Annotated in this window: 20 protein-coding genes; 9 read left to right on the forward strand and 11 right to left on the reverse strand. The window is 50.6% G+C overall.

All coding sequences use genetic code 11. The features are described from left to right. Position 1: 1 nt before the first annotated feature. From HER31_RS12750 to HER31_RS12780, 7 genes are all read right to left on the reverse strand, one after another. Entirely contained in the window at positions 2-574 is a 573-nt protein-coding gene (locus HER31_RS12750) for a SpoIIE family protein phosphatase (RefSeq protein WP_168660948.1), read from the reverse strand. 8 nt (positions 575-582) lie between these two features. Continuing rightward, a complete protein-coding gene (locus HER31_RS12755; RefSeq protein WP_168660949.1) occupies positions 583-996 on the reverse strand; it encodes an ATP-binding protein in 414 nt (137 codons plus the stop codon). Continuing rightward, positions 989-1,348: an STAS domain-containing protein gene (locus tag HER31_RS12760; protein WP_168660950.1), complete on the reverse strand. Its 360-nt coding sequence runs from the start codon at positions 1,346-1,348 to the stop codon at positions 989-991. The genes HER31_RS12755 and HER31_RS12760 overlap by 8 nt, the downstream gene beginning before the upstream one ends. A gap of 5 nt (positions 1,349-1,353) precedes the next feature. After that, positions 1,354-2,226, reverse strand: a complete 873-nt coding sequence (locus HER31_RS12765) for a protoglobin domain-containing protein (protein WP_168660951.1) — start codon at positions 2,224-2,226, stop codon at positions 1,354-1,356. A 452-nt stretch (positions 2,227-2,678) separates the two neighbouring features. Continuing rightward, complete coding sequence (locus HER31_RS12770; RefSeq protein ID WP_168660952.1) at positions 2,679-3,482, reverse strand: CLCA_X family protein; 804 nt, start codon at positions 3,480-3,482, stop codon at positions 2,679-2,681. Beyond that, positions 3,466-3,963: a GNAT family N-acetyltransferase gene (locus HER31_RS12775; protein ID WP_168660953.1), complete on the reverse strand. Its 498-nt coding sequence runs from the start codon at positions 3,961-3,963 to the stop codon at positions 3,466-3,468. The genes HER31_RS12770 and HER31_RS12775 overlap by 17 nt, the downstream gene beginning before the upstream one ends. A gap of 549 nt (positions 3,964-4,512) precedes the next feature. Further along, entirely contained in the window at positions 4,513-4,812 is a 300-nt protein-coding gene (locus tag HER31_RS12780) for a DUF3144 domain-containing protein (protein ID WP_168660954.1), read from the reverse strand. 247 nt (positions 4,813-5,059) lie between these two features. Here HER31_RS12780 and HER31_RS12785 point away from each other — a divergent pair, with 247 nt between their 5' ends. Then, a complete protein-coding gene (locus HER31_RS12785) occupies positions 5,060-5,566 on the forward strand; it encodes a hypothetical protein (RefSeq protein WP_168660955.1) in 507 nt (168 codons plus the stop codon). A 238-nt stretch (positions 5,567-5,804) separates the two neighbouring features. On the opposite strand, the gene HER31_RS12790 is transcribed toward HER31_RS12785, so the two are convergent. Further along, the gene (locus tag HER31_RS12790) at positions 5,805-7,400 is read right to left on the reverse strand and encodes an ABC-F family ATPase (protein ID WP_168660956.1); all 1,596 of its coding nucleotides are present in this window, start codon (positions 7,398-7,400) and stop codon (positions 5,805-5,807) included. A gap of 204 nt (positions 7,401-7,604) precedes the next feature. Between HER31_RS12790 and HER31_RS12795 the strand changes: the two genes are divergently transcribed. Together HER31_RS12795 and HER31_RS12800 are read left to right on the forward strand one after the other, a co-directional pair. After that, positions 7,605-7,946: a hypothetical protein gene (locus tag HER31_RS12795; RefSeq protein WP_168660957.1), complete on the forward strand. Its 342-nt coding sequence runs from the start codon at positions 7,605-7,607 to the stop codon at positions 7,944-7,946. 87 nt (positions 7,947-8,033) lie between these two features. After that, a complete protein-coding gene (locus tag HER31_RS12800) occupies positions 8,034-9,206 on the forward strand; it encodes an acetyltransferase domain-containing protein (protein ID WP_275060701.1) in 1,173 nt (390 codons plus the stop codon). 88 nt (positions 9,207-9,294) lie between these two features. On the opposite strand, the gene HER31_RS12805 is transcribed toward HER31_RS12800, so the two are convergent. Together HER31_RS12805 and HER31_RS12810 are read right to left on the reverse strand one after the other, a co-directional pair. Further along, positions 9,295-9,573 (reverse strand): DUF3081 family protein, encoded by a 279-nt coding sequence (locus tag HER31_RS12805; RefSeq protein WP_168660958.1) that lies wholly within the window; start codon positions 9,571-9,573, stop codon positions 9,295-9,297. 130 nt (positions 9,574-9,703) lie between these two features. Then, entirely contained in the window at positions 9,704-10,090 is a 387-nt protein-coding gene (locus tag HER31_RS12810; RefSeq protein WP_238786824.1) for a glutathione S-transferase N-terminal domain-containing protein, read from the reverse strand. A 180-nt stretch (positions 10,091-10,270) separates the two neighbouring features. On the opposite strand from HER31_RS12810, the gene HER31_RS12815 reads away from it, so the two are divergent. Both HER31_RS12815 and HER31_RS12820 read left to right on the forward strand, forming a co-directional pair. Continuing rightward, positions 10,271-12,181 (forward strand): RecQ family ATP-dependent DNA helicase, encoded by a 1,911-nt coding sequence (locus HER31_RS12815; RefSeq protein ID WP_168660959.1) that lies wholly within the window; start codon positions 10,271-10,273, stop codon positions 12,179-12,181. Positions 12,182-13,128: 947 nt separating this feature from the next. Continuing rightward, a complete protein-coding gene (locus tag HER31_RS12820) occupies positions 13,129-13,608 on the forward strand; it encodes a YehS family protein (protein ID WP_238786825.1) in 480 nt (159 codons plus the stop codon). A 147-nt stretch (positions 13,609-13,755) separates the two neighbouring features. On the opposite strand, the gene HER31_RS12825 is transcribed toward HER31_RS12820, so the two are convergent. Continuing rightward, positions 13,756-16,353, reverse strand: coding sequence for a molybdopterin oxidoreductase family protein (locus tag HER31_RS12825; protein WP_168660960.1), 2,598 nt, complete (start codon positions 16,351-16,353; stop codon positions 13,756-13,758). A gap of 377 nt (positions 16,354-16,730) precedes the next feature. Here HER31_RS12825 and cobA point away from each other — a divergent pair, with 377 nt between their 5' ends. The 4 genes from cobA (at position 16,731) to HER31_RS12845 (ending at position 21,556) form a co-directional block, all read left to right on the forward strand. Beyond that, entirely contained in the window at positions 16,731-17,522 is a 792-nt protein-coding gene (cobA, locus tag HER31_RS12830) for a uroporphyrinogen-III C-methyltransferase (protein ID WP_168660961.1), read from the forward strand. Further along, positions 17,519-20,050, forward strand: a complete 2,532-nt coding sequence (nirB, locus tag HER31_RS12835; RefSeq protein WP_168660962.1) for a nitrite reductase large subunit NirB — start codon at positions 17,519-17,521, stop codon at positions 20,048-20,050. Before cobA ends, nirB begins: the two co-directional genes overlap by 4 nt. Then, positions 20,047-20,394, forward strand: coding sequence for a nitrite reductase small subunit NirD (nirD, locus tag HER31_RS12840; protein WP_168660963.1), 348 nt, complete (start codon positions 20,047-20,049; stop codon positions 20,392-20,394). The genes nirB and nirD overlap by 4 nt, the downstream gene beginning before the upstream one ends. Before the next feature lie 436 nt (positions 20,395-20,830). After that, positions 20,831-21,556 (forward strand): basic amino acid ABC transporter substrate-binding protein, encoded by a 726-nt coding sequence (locus tag HER31_RS12845; RefSeq protein WP_168660964.1) that lies wholly within the window; start codon positions 20,831-20,833, stop codon positions 21,554-21,556. Position 21,557: the final 1 nt, after the last annotated feature.

Consider the following 21,557-nt stretch of genomic DNA (forward strand, 5'->3'; position numbering starts at 1 on the left):
ATCAGTATCGATAGACTAAGCAGGAGGCATCGTCATGCTCCTTAGCAAAGTGCGCAAAGATATAGTCCACAAAGTCCTCCGGATTTAAGCGCTTACAACTCTCATCAAACTGGGTAAAGAAACGGGATTGAATGCCATCGCTGTGCATCACAATACAGTCTCCTGCTAGCAAGGCTTGCTGTTCGCTGGTAATCCGCCGCAAATTGTAACCAACGCTGCCATCAGAGCTATGAAAGCTATGATCTTTGTGCCCTAAAAGATAGGCAGAAACATTGCCCACGCCAGCAAAGGTAAGGCTGTTATTAATAGTATCGATCACAACGATAGAAACTGCTGCACCAATACTTGGCATGGTTAATTGATGCAGCTCTTGGATCATTTGTTGCGGCGCCTCGATGCCGCTCCGTCGTTCAAGATAGTCAGCCATCTCCACAGACAACCGGTGAGCATCCCAGCCATGACCAGCGCCATCAATGATAGCCAATAGTTGCCAATGCTCATGCTCAAAACAAACAATGGCATCGCCACTGACAGCTTCATCAAGGAAAGGTCGATTGCGTATACTGCATCGCATTATATTCTCTAACACCAAGACCTCACTGTTACTCGCGTACCTTGGGATGAGGATTTAATATTAAACTCATCTACCAATCGTCGGGTGCCCGGTAAACCTTGTCCAAGGGTGCCACCGGAGCTGAAATGCTCCTGCATCGCTTGTTCTATGTTGGCAATGCCGTTGCCAAAATCGATGGCTTCGACCTGAATCCCCGTTCGATTCAAATAATTCAGTGGGGTTAATTCGAGCCAACCGTTACCGGCATATTTAATAATATTGCGAGCGAGCTCTGAGACCGCGGTAAGGAATTTAGCGCTCTGCACTGAATCAAAGCCTTGCTGTTGAAGCATACGCTTTACCTCCAGTAAGGCTCCCTGAAAGCTGGCTTCATCGGAGACCGGGTGACTTTCACTTATAGTATGTAACCCGCTCTCAGCCATGACAGGACAACTCTAAGCCGTGTTCAATATTACGCGCGAACATAAATGCTGAAGTGTCCAAGTCGAAATCCACGATGGTTGCAGCCAACCCAGGGTTAAGTCCAACCAAGATGGTGTTTACGCCCATCAGTGAAGCCATCTTGAAGATATTACTTAACGCCTCAAACTCCTCAATATCAATGATATCTATGCCCGAAAGATCACATAGTAGGTAGTCCAGTTGCAGTTCAGTTAGGCGCAGTAATAGCTGCTGCTGAAAGCGGGCTAAAACCTCATCAGTAAGAGTGGATTGCACCGTAGCAATTAGCCGCCTCTCAATCTTATTTAAGACAATAGAACTTTCATTCGACATTGAGCTTACTCGCCAACGATCTTCAAGCCGATCTGGGTCAATGATGTGGCTAAGGCATCGCTTAAGGTTGCTGTGGTGGTTAAGCTGCCTACCTCAATCCCCAACTCGACAATCGTTTGTGCTATTGCAGGCGAGAGCCCAGAAACGATGCAGCTGCAACCCATAAGTTTAGATGCCTTGGTGATCTTGATGATGTGATTGGCGACCGCGGTATCGACCACAGCAACACCACTAATGTCGAGAATGATCACCTTCGAACGCGTATTACCAATCTTAGCTAATACGGTATGCATTAGATCTTGAGCACGTTTGGAATCGAGAATACCAACGATTGGTAACATTAATACGCCGTCCCAGATTGAGGTAACCGGTGTCGACATCTCGATCAAAGAACGGCTTTGCTGTTCAATCTTTTGCTGGGTAACCGTTGAGTAGGCCTCAACAACCACAGCGGTTTCAAGGTGCACTAACTTGGTGAGGGCAATTTGTTGAAGATGAAAACGCTCGGCCGCCTGGTCATTATCCAGTGCCCCCTGAAAGAAACTCAGACTTTTACTCACCCCAGCAAAATAGGTCGAAAGACTAAGTCCAATTTTGGCGTGGGAACTGCCAAGGGTTTCGCGGCTGTTGATATATTCATCGTTTACTTCAGCCAAAAATACCTGATGCCAATGCTTGCGCTGGGCAGCTTTAACTCGCTCTAAGCGACGTGGGTCTGCAAAATATTGACGAAATTCTGGCAGGGGAGACAGCCAACGATAAAACTCATCAACATAGTCATCTAACAAGGGAATAGCACGTTGGCCAAGTTCGCGAATAAGGCCTATATCCGCAGAGGTAATCTCATAGGTATCGAGAAGATTGTCGACCTTCGACATTAGTCACTCCTTAACATACAACTGGGCAGCCACGACCATTAACATCACAACCGACATTCAATAACATACATCATACGCCTTAAGTATAATGAGTACATAGCTAGGCCGTATTGTCGCTGCCATTTAAGCGATATTATCAATTCCATAAATCAACAGAGTTATTGTCGTTACAACTTAAATTATGTCTGTGTATCAATTAAGTATTGTTGTTCTTTCCAATACAGTTAAAGCACTGGCTAGGCGAGCGCCGACACAAGGGGTTAAGCAATGCCGCCGTTGACCTAATGCATACAAGAATGTGCCGTGCCACCGCAACCATCCTCCCTCAAAAGCGCCGAAATCAGAGAAGCCAAAGGCTTAAGATAAACTTCAACAACTGACTACGACACAGCCTAAATTATGGCACGTGACTATTGAATCTTACCGACAGGATTTAGCCCCAACCACCTAGCTTATCGTGATAGCGCTTGCCCCAACGGAGTGAAATAACCGTGCAGTGCGGTGTGGATGCGAGTTAGGTGCGCGACGTCAGGAAAGCCTCCCTGCTGCGCCAATTCTGTTGCTTTGGTACCACTAACCAAATATTGATTCTTGATGCGACTATCTTGTTGCAGCGTCGCTTCGAACGCCCGTGCCATCATCTCGGTAGGGAGGCTGAAATAACGACGACCAATGCGCTTATCCAGCGCAACCGAACGACTGACGAAGTCGTGCTTAGTCTGCCCATCTTCACTCAGCAAGGTGGTCGCAAACAATTGCTGCAAGCGACCGTTAAGAGGATGTGCTGTGGGCGTACGTTCAGTTAACCAAAGGTCACTGGCGAAGCTACGCATGATGGAATCGTCGCTGTGACGGGGGTAAAGTCGAAAGGCAATATAGTGGTCAAACGCATGCCACCACTCGTGGGCGAGCGCACCGGCACCGGCATTTTTAGCTAACGCTAAGGTGTTGCTGGCTGGGGCGTAGTGCGCCTGTGCAAGTGGCGAACCGCCCTGGCCAAAAGCCAAGCTAAGGCTCTGCCGGAGTCCCATCACCTGCGGCGGTACATTCAATAAAAACGCTAAGTCTGCCAAGGCATCAAACACCAAGTTGGCTGCCAAGCGTTTTTCTTGGTTATCAACCCAGCGACCAACGGTAATGCCCGCTAAACCAAACTGGCTTTTGATATCAGCAAAATCAACCTGCTCATCAAATCGATAGTCCGGCCCTTGCCGGTAGAACTGGCGTTGAATGCCGCTGTTACTGCTCAAGCCCATGCCACTCTAATTTTTGATCTTTTAAGCCGCGATCTGGGCACACCATTCTCTTGGTAATCACAAAGCCAAGCTTCAGCAACACCTTGGTGGAAGCGATATTATCTTCGTACACTAGCGCAGTTAACGGCTCATTAGGAAACCATTGTTGCGCCCGCTCAAAGGTCGCTTGAGCCAAATGATGACCAAACCCTTTGCCCCAAAAGCGGCGTAGCATCATATAACCGATCTCCGCTTCGCCGGACTCACCACGGTACATTACCGCGATGCCAATACTGCCATGTTCCGGATGCACCGCCATCAGTTTTTGAAACTTAGGCAGCGGCTCAAAATCGGCAAGCAATTTGTGCAGGTTTTGTTCAATCGCCTGGGTCGATTTCGGCTCCGGAGAACCAGTATAGAACATCGCCTCAGCGTCAGTTTCCAATTCAATCAGAGTGGTTAAGTCAGTCTCGCGCAAGGGGCGTAGCGTCAGTATGGTCATGATCTATTTTGATGGTTAGCATGCAGTCTATCGACCTTACCGAGCAACCCTATAAAAAGCCACTGCAGCCACGTTTGCTGGTGACGAACTGGCCCCACAAAAGTTGGGGCGTGGTTAGCTATTGCCGATTTAAGCCAACGTGGTGGCAACGGTCGCCACAGGGGTAAGCTTCGCCCCCCTTTACTGTGGCTGTGTCGCAGTTAACTGTTGAGGTTTATATCTAGCCTTCGGCTCTACCGATGTCGCAGTGGCGACGGCACATTCTTGTACGCATTAGGGGGGGCTCCGCCCCTTTGGAATCCCCCTTGTCTTAGGTCGCAGTCCAAAACGCTGGGCTGGGCTGGATAGCTCCAATGCGGCGCAAGATCATAGGCCGTCATGCTTGTTATTTGTGTCTATATCTACCTAACCGCTGCATTAACGATATTAGAAATAACAATTATCTGGTGCACTGCCTAAAAAGGATCGACTGGGATATTAATCTGCCTCAAAGCGCAGATACAAAAACGCCACCGTAACAACGGTGGCGTTTGCCATAACGAAACACGCTTACTTTTGCGTCTTACGGTATAAATCGAAGTTGTTAATGTAATCTTCCATATTCGCGTCTAGCATCTTGCGATACTCGGCTAGGTAGTATTCCATCATCTCTTCTTTTTTCTCTTTCATTTGGTCAACATTGGCGAAGCCAGTTGAACCAAACCAAGCGTTGTAACGAGACAAGGCGTACATAAATGACGCGCTGATTTCACCAGTTTTGATCTCAGGATCTTGGTTGTGCTTGTTAGCTACGTGAATAAATTCGTTCGCGCGCTCGTAAAATGCGTTGTTGCTGTCTTGCTCTGACATCCTAAGGTCCTTTTGCGTTGGTGCCGTTTGGGATCGGCACGGCTTATAAATAGTGGTATCAAGCTACGTCTTTTATCCAGATTTAACCGTAATCTTGTTCACACTCTGCTGTGCTAATCGTCCATAACTGTGAGCCGTGTCGATTACAACACTAACACTGGAGCAGATGCTGCGTTATCCTGCATTAAAACTTAGCCATTAGCGAATTCAACTAAGTACTGTTCCCAGCTTGCGATTTGAGAGTCTCATGAACCCAATCCCAGTAATTATTTTTGTGTGTGCCATTGCCCTGTTCGCCGTCTATAAAGCGCGTCAACATCGTCAACGTGAGATTGCAGCCAATGAGATGGCCTGGGCGACTATTAAGAACATAGCGAAAGAGTTAACCCAACAACAGCTAACTGATAAGCAGCTTGTCAATGCCGAAATATCGGCGATTAAAAAGGCTTTTGTTGAGGGCTATCACGCCAACCAAGGTGGTAAAAAAGTTGATGCCGCCACGGCCGACTTAACCAAACAAAACCAAGCCTTAGCTGATGATCTGCAACCGCTCTATCGTCAATTACTGCTAGTGGAAAAAGAGGCCTCTGCCAATGATGTGCTACTGGTTATTTTACACTTCGCCTTTAGCACCGGTGGTTTGCGAATGATGGAAGCGCAAGGGCGGAAAAAGGTGGCACAACGACAGCAGCAAATGTTGACGCAGCGTCGCCAGCAGTTGCAGCACAAAGCCGACAGTAATACCCCCGAATAACAGGCGCTGAGTTAATAACGCCAACAACGGTAGTGACAATACGCATCTATTGATGAAGCAGAACTATCAACGTAACTAGATGGAGTCCGCCAGCATTAACGTGGTTAGCGCTATTGAGCGGTTACTGCAGCACCATCAGTTACAAGCCAACTAACACAATCCATCTACCACAATCCATCTACCAACAAAAACGGCCCGCTCTAAATGAGCGGGCCGTTTTCTATGGGCGCAATCTACCTTAGCCTTCTAGGCCTTGGCTGCGCAGGTACTCTTCGTAGGTACCGTGGAAATCGGTGATGCCATCTGGCTTCAGCTCGATAATGCGAGTTGCGACTGAGGACACGAATACACGGTCGTGCGATACGAACAGCAAGGTACCAGCGTAGCTTTCCAAGGCGTTGTTCAACGCTTCAATGGATTCCATGTCCATGTGGTTGGTTGGCTCATCCATCAGTAGAATGTTTGGCTTTTGCATCATCAGCTTGCCAAACAACATCCGGCCCTGTTCACCACCAGAGATAACCTTGGTCGACTTCTTGATGTCGTTCTGACTAAACAGCATACGACCCAAGAAGGAGCGAATGGTTTGCTCATCGGCGCCTTCGGTAGACCACTGGCCCATCCAATCAAACAGGTTCTTATCTTCTTCAAAATCAGCGGCGTGATCCTGAGCGTAGTAACCAATGTTGTTGTTCTCAGACCATTTGATGTCGCCATCTTGGGGAGTCAACTTACCCACTAAGGTGTTAAGCAGGGTTGATTTGCCCACACCGTTGGCACCAATGATAGCAATACGCTCACCGACATCGACTTTCAGGTCGAGGCCTTTAAACAACAGTTCGCCGTCGTAACCTTGGCTCAACCCTTCTACTTCCAGCGCCTGACGGAACAGCTTCTTCTCTTGCTCGAAACGAATGAATGGCGACTGACGGCTAGACGCTTTAACGTCATCCAGCTGGATCTTATCAATCTGCTTAGCGCGGGAGGTGGCCTGACGAGCTTTCGAGGCGTTAGCTGAGAAACGAGCAACGAAGCCCTGCAGCTCAGCGATCTGTGCTTTCTTCTTGGCATTATCGGCCAACAGACGCTCGCGCGCTTGCGTTGCCGCGGTCATGTACTCGTCGTAGTTACCTGGGTAAACACGCAACTCACCGTAATCGATGTCAGCCATGTGAGTACACACGGAGTTGAGGAAGTGACGATCGTGCGAGATGATGATCATGGTGCACTGACGGGCATTCAAGATGTCTTCCAACCAGTGGATGGTGTGAATGTCCAAGTTGTTGGTAGGTTCGTCAAGCAGCATGATGTCTGGATCAGCAAACAGGATCTGGGCCAGCAAAACTCGCACCTTCAAACCCGGCGCAACGGCACTCATCAGACCGAAGTGAGCAGACTCTTCAATGCCAAGCCCCATTAATAATTCACCAGCACGGGCTTCAGCAGAATAACCGTCCATCTCGGCAAACTGCACTTCCAGATCAGCAACCTTCATGCCCTCTTCTTCGGACATCTCCGGCAGTGAGTAGATACGGTCACGCTCAGCTTTTATCTCCCACAACTCTTTGTGGCCCATGATAACGGTATCGATCACGGTGAACTCTTCAAATGCCCACTGATCCTGACCCAACTTAGCCACACGGGTGTTGGCTTCAACAGAAACGTTACCGGCGCTTTGCTCCAGCTCACCCGAAAGGATCTTCATAAAGGTGGATTTGCCGCAGCCGTTGGCTCCGATCAAGCCGTAGCGGTTACCGCCGCCAAATTTGACGGAGATGTTTTCAAACAGCGGCTTGGCGCCGAACTGCATGGTAATGTTGGCGGTAGAGATCACAGCAAATACCCTTGGTAGAAAAAATAAACGCTGCAGGGTACCGATAAGTGCTCACTAGGGGAAGGAAAACTTACCATTTGCCGCGATTCGCTTCGGCGGCGGCCGATAATCACAGCGCCCATTTTGTTGCTACTCCACCATAAACAATTATTGATCTCCCCCTACGAACCATCGACAATAGCCGCCCCTTTTAAGCCACCCAGAATGACCACCCCAATGCTGCCCTCTCGCCCTCTGCCGTTACTGTTAATTGTATGGACCCTATTAGTGGGCCAAAGCAATGCGGTATTGCAGCTAAGTGAACAGTTGCACCAGCTTGGTCACAGTACGTCATTCAATGCGGTTTCAGCTAAAAAGCACCAACAAGGACACTGTTTAGCAGATCTATTGCTAAACCACTGTGGCTTGGCTGCTGTGGCCATTGTGGTCGCTCAAGTTATCGTTAAGCTGCACTCTTTTCGCCTCGCTACAGCGTTACATTGCTTGTTGCAGCGCACCGTTGTTGCCACATCCATTCGCGCTCCGCCACGTTGTCGTTTGCTGTAATTACACTTTAAGAGTCCACCTCTAACATTTTTATCTATGGATTAACCTTCATAGAGACGACTTTGCGACAACTGAAAGGGATCCTGCGTGAATCCAAACTCTACTGTGCCAGCAACCAGCCCTGCCTCCATTGGCAAACGGTTGCACTCCATCGATGCCCTGCGCGGCCTAGTGATGCTGATTATGCTACTCGACCACGTGCGCGAGCGCTTTTTCTATCATCACGTTATCACCGATCCAATGACCATAGATCAGACCGATCCAGATCTGTTCTTCACCCGTTTGATTGCCCACCTTTGTGCACCAGTATTTGTGCTACTGACCGGCATTTCAGCTTGGCTGTACGCCAATCCTGCCAACGGTCAACCCCGTGATGTACGGGCATTTTTGCTTAAGCGCGGTGTGGTGCTCGTGCTTATTGAAGCGACCCTAATCAACTTCTCTTGGTTTGGTGCTTATGAAACCCTTTATCTACAGGTAATTTGGGCGATTGGCCTGAGCATGATCGCACTGGCACTGCTCTCTTCACTGCCACTTAAAGTCATTGCTGCTCTAGGCTTGGCGATTGTTGCAGGCCATAACGCGCTTGAGCCAATTCAGTTTGCGCCTGAGCAATGGGGTTACACAATTTGGACCATCCTCCACGATCGGGGCTTCATCCTTGATCAAGAGTGGCTGCGCATTAAAGCGTCTTACCCAGTATTGCCTTGGATTGGGGTGATCTTAGTCGGCTTTGCGATGGGGCCGCTGTTTAGCCGTATGGTCGAAGCATCAAAGCGTCAACGCACATTATTGCAACTGAGCGCCGCTAGCTTAGCGTTACTAGCACTATTGCGTGGCAGCAACCTCTACGGCGAAACCGCGCCATGGCAGGTGCATAGCACCACCATTGAAACGGTGATGTCATTCCTAAACTTTACCAAGTACCCGCCATCGCTCGACTTCATCTTATTGACGGTTGGCATCGCTTGTACTCTTTTGTGCCTGCTAGAGCGTTACCATCATCGCGCTACTGACTACCTCAGCACCTTCGGCTCAGCGCCGATGTTCTTCTACATCGTGCACCTGTATGTGCTGCTGATCGGCTATCGCATCATGACGGCAATATTCGGCGCTAACCAAGGTGATATGTACGGTTTTGATTCATTATGGATGATTTGGGCGACTACGGCTTTGCTAGCCTTGGTGATGTACTGGCCAACCAAAGCGTTTGCTCGCTACAAACACAGCAGTAATAAGGCCTGGGTTAAGTACCTGTAACCACAAAACCACCAGAGATAGGGTTGGCTTAGGCGAGTAACAACTCCCTAAGCCAGCCTAGGTGGGAACGAATAAGGCTCAGTAACTATTAGTGGCTCACCCAACCCTGCTTTTTTCCGGCAAGCAGTTGATTGATGCAATCTAAAAAGCGTTCGGTCGCGGCGTCATTAGGGGACTTCAAGGTATAAGCGTTATGAAAACCAATGCTTAACTCAACCGCACCGTGACTTAACGAAACGTTGTAACCATCGTTATCGCTATCTGCGACAAAGCCTTCAAACTTATAGCCCTGCGGGCAAACCTCACCATTTTCGATTACCAATTGCACCGCATGCAATGCGGGTGCGACATCAATTCGTTCACTCATGGTCACGCTCCTGCTGGATTAACTGTTATTAATCTAAACACAGCATAGCAATGAATAAGTTGATCTAGGTGAAAGAGCAACGCTCTACCGACCGGCAGAGCATTCAAATAAATTGAATCAGCAATGACACTTAGGCAGCTTGAGTACCAAAGCGCTGATCGAGATAGGTAATAATGTCGTTAGATTCATACATCCAACGCACCTCACCCTGCTCCTCAATGCGCAAGCAAGGCACTGTTAACTTGCCACCTTGCTGAGCTAATTCATCGCGATAAGGGCTACCCACTTGGGTGCTACGCAAGGTAACTGGCAGATTTAATCGATGCATCGCCCGACGAGTTTTGACGCAAAATGGACAAGCAGGCAGCTGATATAAACTTAACCCTTCGATCTGTTGCTCAACCAGAGACTGTTTATCAGCAGTACGTTGCATCGGCTTGGGCCGAGACAGCTTATCGCCAATAACAATCAAACCACCTAATCCTTGTCGTAGTCCTTTAATAAGCAGTTTTTTCACGGTAATTCCCTAAGCATTAATCAAGTAGCCGCATTATAACAACATCACACTAAAGTGAAATTATTGCAGCAGATCACTGTAATGGTTAAGTGCGATAAAAGCCCCCTGCCTGACTGTTGGTTTGACCCAGCCTCGGCTGCACGCCAAACTGACCAATCAATTTGGTAACTCAGACCTTTTATGCCTCACTCCCTGTTGCAGCAACACTTTGGCTTTAGCGAATTTCGTCCTGGCCAACAACAAACCATTGAGCATCTACTAGCCGGCCGCAGTGCCGCCGCTATCTTTCCTACCGGCTCAGGCAAATCACTGTGTTACCAATTACCGGCGTTGGCGCTGCCAAACCTCACCTTGGTGATCTCGCCATTACTGGCGTTGATGCAAGATCAGTTGGCCTTTTTGCACAGCAAAGGGATCCCTGCCGCCACCATCGACTCAACCCAAAGCTACGAACAGAGCCAGCAGGTGATGCGTCAGGTACGTGACGGCGAGATTAAAATCTTGATGATCTCGGTCGAGCGGCTCAAGAACGAACGTTTTCGTAATTTCATCGGCCAGATCCCAATCAGCTTATTGGTGGTCGACGAAGCGCACTGCATCTCCGAATGGGGCCATAACTTCCGTCCCGACTATCTCAAGCTGCCGCACTACCGCCAAAGCCTTAATATCGAGCGAGTATTACTGCTTACAGCTACTGCTACGCCACAGGTAATTGACGATATGGCGGCCAAGTTCGCCATTGACCCCAGCTGCATCACCGCTACCGGCTTTTATCGCTGTAACCTCGATTTAGGTGTTGAAGCGGTTAGCCCTGAGCAGCGTCTTCCGTACCTGCAACAGCATCTAGATAGCCGCCGAGAACAACCGGCAATCGTCTACGTTACGCAGCAACAAAGTGCTGAACAGGTTGCCACTGCACTTAAACAAACCGGCCACCATGTTGCCGCTTACCATGCGGGGCTAGAACACCCGCTGCGAATGCGTATTCAGCAACAATTTATGGCCGGCGAGCTGGCGGTTATTGTGGCAACTATTGCCTTTGGTATGGGGGTCGATAAGGCAGATATTCGCCACGTTATCCATTACGATCTGCCCAAGTCGATAGAAAACTACAGCCAAGAGATCGGCCGCGCTGGCCGTGATGGTCAACGTTCAGAGTGCCTAGTGCTGGCCAACCAAGCCAACCGCTCAGTACTGGAAAACTTTATCTACGGCGATACTCCAGAACAAGACAGCATTGCTCGGGTCCTCACCGAGGTAAGCCAAGCTGGGCCGCAATGGGAGCTGATGGCCAACCAACTTTCCGCTAGCAGCAACGTTCGGCCACTGCCACTGCGCACCCTGTTGGTGTACCTCGAGATGGCGGGGCTGATCGAATCAAAATACAGCTATTATGCCGAAGTGAAGTTCAAGCTTAAGGTTACTGAAACCGAGCTAGCCAACCGTTTCCAAGGCGAGCGCAAACACTTTGTCGAAGCGCTGTTCGCCAGCTGCCAAAAAGCACGGATCTGGTGGCAGGTCGACTTCGAGGCGCTGTACCAAGGTTACGGCGCTGAGCGCAGTCGTGCCCTAACCGCATTGGATTACTTTGAACAACAAGGCTTGATCGAACTGCAAACCAAACAGATGACCGAGGTTTATCAAGTACAACAACCTCTGCCACCACTTGAGCCTGTATTGCAACAACTGGTGCAGCAGTTTGCCAGTAAGGAGCACAGCGAGGTGGGGCGGATTGAACAGATGCTCGCCTTGTTGCAGACCCCAGAGTGTTTGAGCCACGCCTTAGCCGACTACTTTGGCGATAGTGCCGCGCCGCAGCAGTGTGGCCACTGCTCTGCGTGTCGCGGCGACGTTGCCACCTTGGCTGCTGTAGCCACACCGCCAATGGCAAGCCCCGAGCAGATAGCCCAATGGTTGGCACCACTACAGCAGGCATTAGTGCAACACGGCTGGGCTTATACCCCGCGTATCGGAGCTCGCTTTCTTACCGGCTTGCCAAGCCCATGGTTAACCAAGGTTAAGGCACGTCAAATGCCAGGCTACGGCCAACAGGAGCAGCAACCGTTCGCCCAACTCGAAGCGCAGTGTTAATGCTCTCGTAGGGGCGCACACGTGCGACCGTTCCCATAAGTTAATGCCCTCGTAGAGGCGCACGCGTGCGACCGTTCCCATAAGTTAATGTCCTCGTAGGGGCGCACACGTGCGACCGTTCCCATAAGTTAATGCTCTCGTAGGGGCGCACGCGTGCGACCGTTCCCATAAGTTAATGCTCTCGTAGGGGCGCACACGTGCGACCGTTCCCATAAGTTAATGCTCTCGTAGGGGCGCACGCGTGCGACCGTTCCCATAAGTTAATGTCCTCGTAGGGGCGCACACGTGCGACCGTTCCCATAAGTTAATGTCCTCGTAGGGGCGCACACGTGCGACCGTTCCCATAAGTTAATGCCCTCGTAAAGGCGCACACGTGCGACCGTTCCCATAAGTTAATGCCCTCGTAGGGGCGCACACGTGCGACCGTTCCCATAAAACTAATTTTTGGGCAATCGGTCACTCTCGAGTGCCCCTACTCAAATACTGGGTTTAGTATGCCAGCTTGAGCCGGTGTTAGAGCACCAAGTACAGCCTCTGCGAGGCAGGGGCTATACCCCTCGGATTGGTGCCCACTTTCTTACCGGCTTGCCAAGCCCATGGTTAAGGCACGCCAAATGCCAGACTACGGCCAACAGGAGCAGCAACCGTTCGCCCAACTCGAAGCGCAGTGTTAATGCTCTCGTAGGGGCGCACACGTGCGACCGTTCCCATAAGTTAATGCTCTCGCAGGGGCGCACGCGTGCGACCGTTCCCATAAGTTAATGCCCTCGCAGGGGCGCACACGTGCGACCGTTCCATAAAACTAATTTTTGGGCATTCGGTCACTCTCGAGTGCCCCTACTCAAATACTGGGTTTAGTATGGCAACTCGAAAGTGTTGCTATTTAATCCAACACGCTGGCGTATATTTAAGTACAATTGCGCCGAATTTATCATTTTGGAACCAACATGCTGCTGCAAAACGACCTACTGCGCCAACTGCGCTACGCCCTCAAATTCAACAATCCAGATGTGATCGAAGTGTTTGGGTTGATGAACTACACCATCACCAAGGAAGAGTTAGACCACTTGTTGAAGAAAGAGGACGAACAAGGATTCGTTGCATGTCGCGACCGCACCCTCTCTGCTTTCTTAGATGGCTTGATCATTAAGTACCGTGGTGTCCAAGAGGGTCGTGAACCTACCCTGCTGCGTGGTAAGCAGCGGATTTCCAATAACGACATACTGCGTAAACTGCGCATTGCTCTGCAGTTGAAAGATACCGATATCATTGAGATCTTAGCGCTGTCTGACTTCCGCATCACCAAATCAGAGCTGTCAGCGATGTTCCGCGCTACCGATCACCGCAACTACCAAGAGTGTGGCGATCAGGTACTGCGCTACTTCGTCCGTGGTTTGGGTAAGCGTAACCGCCCAGATCAGAAATAACGTCGAAGACATTACTTTTGAAATAACAATGGCAGCCCTTAGGCTGCCATTGTTGGTTTGGAGCCATTGGCATAAATCCCCCACCACCCCCTGACTCATGAACGAGTGCGCAAATCATTGCTGAACACGGCTGCGCCCGATAATCGGTTACAACATCACCGTTGCTACTCGGCCTTGTTGCACCACCGCTTGCCGTTGTTGATGCGCATCGCAGCGCTGCTGCAGTTCCATTGAACAGACACCACAGCCACCGCCAGCACCGCAAGCTTGGGTGATCTTTTCCGCTGTATTCGCTCCATCTTCTATCGCCTTATCAACCTGCGATTCAGTAAGCCCGACGCAGGCACAAAGCAACTGTTCATCACGGCCAACTAACAGCCGTTGCAATAGATGGGCCGACAGTCGCTGCCCCAACACCTCTTGCCAACCGTCCCCCGCCAATTGGCCGTGCTGCGGGCTGAGTTGCAGAGCTGCACTTAACTGCTCCCCTTGCTGCATCAGCACACTGCTTAACCCATTACCCTGCTGATCAACCCACACTCGCCCTAATTGCGGCAGGGTGATTAACCACTGGCGCCAACACTCTGGGTCAGTATCGGTCGCAAACCACCAAATGGTGCCTTCATCCACTTTTTGCTTGGTCCAAAATCGCATTAACGCTAGTGATGGCGCGATCTCGGTAGGCAATAACAATTGTCCCCACCACATGACAGTTTGAGCCTTTGCCTCAACCCTCGCCCCTTTAAATCCCGGCTGTTGCGAGATGGGATCATACTGGCTATCAATGAGTCGATTAACGCTACCAGCGCTGCTGTTGTTATCACTCCAATGGATAGGCATAAACAACTCTCCTCGACGCTGACTTTGGCTTATTGTTATTGGTGCTAGGATATCGGACCCCAACTGCAGTAAATCGTTACTGCGGGCCCCGAGTGCGGCGGCATCATCTGGGTGGATGCTGATTTGCGGATAGGGACGATGGCGGCCAAGAGTCGTGGCTAGGCCGGTACGAGTCATGGTGTGCCACTGATCGCGGTTGCGACCGCTGTTAACAATAAAGTTGCCCTGCCCTAGTCGTGGCTGGGGATGATCTATCACTATTTTGCCAGCGCCGCTTGAGCTGAAGAGCCGTTGTGGTTGCAGTTGCAACGGTTTGCCTGCAGGCTGGGGCCACTGCAGTGGTCCCATCTGTTGATATTGATGGTCAGAAAACTGTGCTAACGCCGAGATATCAAATGGGCCGCCGTTAATTGCTGATAATGTCGCGTGTTCTCGAAAGATTTCCGCTTCATTGCGGTAGTCAAAACCCGAAGCAAACCCCATTGCCTTAGCAACCTGACACAGCGCCCACCAGTCGCTTTGTGCTCTCCCTTGCGCCGCGACGAATGAACGCTGGCGTGAGATGCGGCGCTCGGAATTGGTAACCGTGCCCTGTTTCTCCCCCCAACCTTTGGCCGGTAACAACACATCGGCATAGCGTTGAGTATCCGTTCCAATAACACAATCACTCACTACCACCGTTGGACAGGTTTGCAGTGCTCGTCGCACCAATTCAGTATCCGGCAAACTCACCATCGGGTTGGTGCCGAGTATCCACACCACCTTTATCTTGCCTGCCGCCATCGCTTCAAACATCGGCACTGCAGTAAGTCCTGCCCTGGTTGCAATATTGTCGCTGCCCCACAACGCTGCCACCGCATCACGCTTATCGCTATCAGCAAAGTCGACATGGCCAGCTAAGCTAGTCGCTAAGCCGCCAACCTCACGCCCGCCCATCGCATTAGGTTGGCCGGTGATCGAAAAAGGGCCCATGCCCGGCTTACCTATTCGCCCAGTAAGCAGATGACAATTTATAATGGCATTACCCTGCCCAACGCCATTAACCGACTGATTTATCCCCATGGAAAAGCCTGTGACGGTTTTATCGGTTTCCTTAAACCATTGGAAAAATGTGGTTAACGACTCCAGTGGCAGCTGAGTTATCTCAGCGGTTTTATCAATGCTGTAGTCGTTCAATTGGGCCAGAGAAAGCTGAGCTAAGGCTTGCTGAGTGCAAGCGGCATTGCGGCTGAGGTAACGCAGTAAGCCGTGAAACAAGGCCAAATCCGTGCCCGGCTGCAGTGGCAGGTGCAGATCTGCACCTGCAGCGGTCGCGGTTCGGCGAGGATCGATCACCACCAGCTTCATCTGCGGTCGCTTAGCTTTAGCGGCCATCATTCGCTGGAACAATACCGGCTGACACCACGCTAAATTGCTCCCTACCAGCACCACTAAATCCGCCTGTTCGAAGTCTTGATAACAGCCCGGCACCGTATCGCTGCCAAAGGCACGCTTATGGGCGGCAACAGCCGAGGACATGCACAGGCGAGAGTTAGTATCGACATTTGCACTGCCAATAAAGCCCTTCATCAACTTATTGGCCACGTAGTAATCTTCAGTTAGTAGCTGCCCAGAGAGATAAAACGCCACCGAGTCAGGGCCATAGCGGTCAATAGCTTGGCGAAAACGACTGGCGATGTGAGCCGTTGCTCGGCTCCAACTTTCCGGCTTGCCATCAATGTGGGGCTGCAACAACCGCCCAGCTGGGCTCAGGGTTTGCGCCAGCTGCATCCCTTTACCACAAAGTCGCCCGTAATTGGCTGGGTGGTTAGGGTCGCCTTCAACCTGAATAGCATCACCATTGGCCGTCACTGCGACGCCACAACCAACACCGCAATAGGGGCAAGTGGTTAGAACTTTGCTCATTGAAACCCATCCAGTCTTTACTCAGCATAATTGCAGTGTTGCAACAACAAGGCCAATCCATCATCCCCCTCCCCCTCCAACACAAAACAAAATTTAGTCAATTAATTCAATTGATTAACTTTATTGATGATGGCTTGCTCCCGCCCCAAAACAACCATCATTGAATTTAACTCACGTTTTTGGGGCAGTTGCCGCTTTGCTTTGGTGCACTAACTTGTGTCACTGCGGTTAGTCACTGCCATAACTAACGCCACTCATAGATTTCAAATGCATGTTTTTATTAAATAAAAAAAGAAAGGCATAGGGCTAATCACCGATTGGCACCGCTCTTGCGAACGCCACTGACACTATCGTTCGGCAGCTGCAGGGAGATTGCCATGCCACACTCCGCTTACCTCGTTACCTACCCCGTAGCCATTGTTGGCGCTGGCCCAGGCGATCCTGAGTTACTGACACTGAAAGCGCTGCGCCGAATTGAGCAAGCCGAAGTGATCCTTTACGACAACTTAGTAAGTGATGCAATTAGAAGCCTGTTTCCTGCAACGGCTGAAGCCTTATACGTCGGTAAGAAACGCCATAACCACAGCCTAAGCCAAGATAAAATCGAGCAAAAAATGGTAGCACTGGCGCAACAGGGCAAGAAGGTGGTGCGTCTTAAAGGCGGCGACCCATTTATCTTTGGCCGTGGCAGCGAAGAGCTACTAACGCTAAAACAGCACGGCATCAAAGCGGAGGTTATTCCTGGGATCACTGCTGCCAGCGGTTGTGGCAGCGCCGCCGATATTCCACTAACTCATCGTGGCCTGTCGCAGGGCTGCACTTTTGTCACCGGCCACGGCAGTGATGAAGACCCGATCGATTGGTCATACTTGGCCAGTTGTCGCCACACCTTGGTGTTTTATATGGGTCTGAATGCGTTGCCACAGATCCGCAATCAGCTCATAAGCAACGGTATGGTCGACACCACCCCAGTCGCGTTGGTCGAAAACGGCTGTCGCCCAAAGCAGCGTGTCATTCGCACCACTCTTGCTGCGATGAGCACTGACTCAATCCGTCATCAATTGCAAACTCCAACCCTAATCTACGTTGGTGACGTGGTGTCACTGGCGCAAACCAACCATCAATCACTACCGCATACACTGCCGCTATTGGCTAAGGAAAGCGCATGAGCAAGCCCATTGTCGCCGTTATCGGTAACGGCATGGTTGGTCACCATTTCATTGAGCAGATGATGGAGTGTAACGACTATCAGCTAAGAGTCTTTTGTGAAGAGCCACGCTTGGCTTACGACCGAGTTCAGCTAACTCGTTATTTCAGCGATGGTAGCGTCAACGGCTTAATGTTGGCGGATGCAGCTGAATACCAAAAAAATGGGGTATTGGCACACATCAATACCCGGGTGGATAGTATCGACCGCAATGCCCAGTTGTTGCATTGCAGCGACGGTGAGAGCTACCACTACGATCGGTTGGTGCTCGCTACGGGGTCCTACCCATTTGTGCCTCCTATTCCGGGCAAAGAACAGCCGCATATCCACCCCTATCGCACCATTGAAGATCTTGAGCTGATCCAAGCTGCCGCCAGCAACAGTAAGGTTGGAGTGGTGATCGGTGGTGGCCTATTGGGGTTAGAAGCCGCCAATGCCCTCAAAACCTTGGGTCTAGAAACCCATGTGGTCGAGTTTGCGCCGCGGCTAATGGCAGTGCAGTTGGATGAAGATGGCGCAGCCTTGCTCCAGCAAAAAATCAACGATTTGGGAGTACAGGTTCACACCGGTAAAGCGACTCAGCAGATTGAAGCGTACGATGGTGACTGCCGTTATCGGCTGCAGTTTGCCGATGGCAGCGAGTTGCTTACCGACATGGTGGTGTTCTCCGCCGGTATTCGCCCCCAAGATACCTTAGCTAAGCAAGCCACGCTTGAGATGGGTGAACGGGGAGGCATTGTCATTAATGATCAGTGCCAAACGAGCGACCCCAACATCTTCGCCATCGGTGAGTGTGCCCTCTGGCAAGAACGATTATTCGGCTTAGTGGCGCCAGGTTATCAAATGGCTAAAGTAGCTGCCGCCCAGTTAACTGGCCAACAACTTAGTTTCACCGGTGCCGACATGAGTACCAAGCTGAAACTACTTGGGGTAGACGTCGCCAGTATCGGTGATGCCCATGGCACCAGCGCCGGCTCACTCAGCTACTGCTTCCACGATCACGCCAATCAGGTCTACAAAAAAGTGGTGATCGACCCCAGTGGTACCAAGCTGATTGGTGCAGTTTTGGTGGGTGATAACAGCGATTATCACCACTTTCTGCAACTGTGCCTCAACGAGATGCCGTTACCACAGCCGCCAGAAACCATACTGTTACCCGCGATCGAGGGCGATGCAACCGCAGCTGCAGGAGTTGATGCATTACCAGACAGCGCGCAAATATGCTCTTGTCATGACGTAAGTAAGGGCGACATTACCACTGCGGTCGATAGTCTTATTGCCGAAGGCGGTTGCGATCTCAGCAGCCTCAAGGCCTGTACCAAGGCCGGTACCGGTTGTGGTGGCTGCACTCAGTTGGTGGGGCAGCTGCTGGACAAGCAACTTGCTGCGAAAGGGATGGAGGTCAACAACGACTTATGTGCGCACTTCCCCTACTCCCGCACCGAACTGTTTGATGTCATTCGTATTCGCCAGATCAAAACCTTTGAAGAACTACTAACCCGCTGCGGCCAAGGCGGAGGTTGTGAGATCTGCCGCCCTGCAGTGGGTTCCATGCTGGCTTCATTATGGAACGACTACATTCTCGAAGATAGCCACGCTTCACTACAGGACACTAACGACCGTTATCTCGGCAATATGCAAAAAAACGGCACCTACTCGGTAGTGCCACGCATTCCCGGCGGCGAGATTACCCCGGATAAACTGATTGTGATTGGCCAAGTGGCGAAGGAGTTTAATCTCTACACCAAAATCACCGGCGGTCAGCGCATCGATCTGTTCGGTGCTCAGTTACACCAGTTGCCATTGATCTGGGCGCAATTGGTTGCGGCGGGATTCGAAACCGGCCACGCCTATGGTAAAGCGATGCGGACGGTCAAATCCTGTGTGGGCACCAATTGGTGTCGCTACGGCGTTCAAGACAGCACCTCGATGGCGATCGCCATTGAACATCGCTATCGTGGCGTTCGCTCACCGCACAAAATTAAACTGGCAGTCTCAGGTTGCGCGCGAGAATGCGCCGAAGCCCAAAGCAAAGACTTCGGAGTTATTGCCACCGAAGCGGGTTGGAATCTCTACGTTGGCGGCAACGGCGGTATGCGTCCTCGCCATGCGGATCTATTTGCCACCGATCTGGACGATGACACCCTTATCGCCTACATCGACCGCATAATGATGTTTTACGTGCGCACTGCTGAGCGACTGCAGCGAACCTCAGTTTGGATAGAGAACCTCGAAGGAGGACTGGATTACCTTAAGCAGGTCGTTATCGAAGATAAGCTCGACCTGTGTGAACAACTGGAGCAGCAGATGGCATATCTGGTGGATACCTATCAATGCGAGTGGGCTACCACGCTGCAAAACCCAGATAAACTAAGCAAATTTACCCACTTCATTAATAGCGACCAGACCGATAACGCCGTGGTGTTTGAACAACAGCGCGGTCAGATCCAACCCGCTAGCAGCACCATCGATATAATGGAGATCTCATGAGTACAGCAACCGTTACCAAGCAATGGCTCGACATTTGCGCCAGCGACGACATCCTTATCGATTGCGGTGCCTGCGCATTAGTGGATAACCAACAAGTTGCCATCTTCCGCTTAAGCAGCGGCGACTGGTACGCCATCGATAATCACGACCCTATCGGCGGCGCCAATGTATTGTCTCGCGGTTTAGTGGCGGAGATCGATGGCACACCAACTATCAGCTCGCCACTGTTTCGTCACCACTTTAGTCTTCAAGACGGTCACTGCCTGCAAGATCAAACCATCAGTGTAGCAACCTTCCCCATCCGTATTGATAACGGAAGGGTGCAATTGCGCGCGCAACGTTAACCCTTCGGCAGCGAAGTGCAATCTTCGCTGCGATTTTCCTCCGCTGATATCTCCGCTTGTTGTCAACTCGACAGCGCCCCAGCCGCCGTCACTAATATTTACTTTGCCCTCGTTTAAAAAACAAGCAAACGAATAAGTATGCATACAACCAACAACTCAGTTACGTCAGCGGTGCAAAATTAAACCGCAATGACAAATTAGAGCAACAACTCGAAATAAACCATTGAATAAAAAGAATTTAAAATGTTAATCATAAGCTTGCAGCATCACAGGACATTAACAATAGCCAACTAAAAGTTAAATTTAGGTGTAAAAATAAGCAATTGACTCCCGAATAACAATACACTTTTAGTGAATAACTATTGATTTGGTGTGCATGGGTATTTATAGTTCGCTGCAACAACGCAACGCAATACCTGTGAAAGAGAGCTTCATCATGAAAAAGACCATCGCTGCATTATCATTTTCCGCCTTAGCACTAACTGGCTGCGGCGCTGATAAAACCAATCAACTTATCGTTGGTACCAACGCCACCTTCCCACCATTTGAGTACGTGGGTGGCGCCAATGGCACTGAAATCATCGGCTTTGATATCGACCTAGCTAAACAGGTAGCAGCGGATGCCGGCAAAGAACTCGTCATCAAAGACATGAAATTTGACTCACTGGTAGTCGCCCTAAACGCAGGCAAAATCGACATGATTGCCGCAGGCATGACCATCACCGAAGAGCGTCAAGCTAACGTTGATTTCTCCACCCCATATTACGAAGCAACCCAACTGGTCATAAGCCATCACGATGTTGATTTCAGCAGCAGCGAGCAGCTCAAAGGTAAGAAAATTGCCGTTCAGTTAGGCACTACTGGCGATACCATGGCGAAGGATTTCACCACCGATGTCAGCGCTTTTAACACTGGCTTTGAAGCGGTAATGGAGCTCGCTAACGGCAAGGTTGACGCGGTACTGTTTGATGCAGCACCGGCACAGAACATCATCGCCGGTAAGCCGAAGCTGAAAGCGAGCAAAGTTGAGTTTACACCGGAGTACTACGGCTTCGCTGTTGCTAAAGGTGACCATGAGCTACTGACCCAGATCAACAGCACTCTCGATAACATGAAAACCGACGGCCGTTACCAACAACTGCTGTCGCAGTACATGAAGTAAT

Origin of the sequence: Ferrimonas lipolytica, assembly GCF_012295575.1 — a bacterium.
GTDB classification, from domain to species: Bacteria; Pseudomonadota; Gammaproteobacteria; order Enterobacterales; family Shewanellaceae; genus Ferrimonas; species Ferrimonas lipolytica.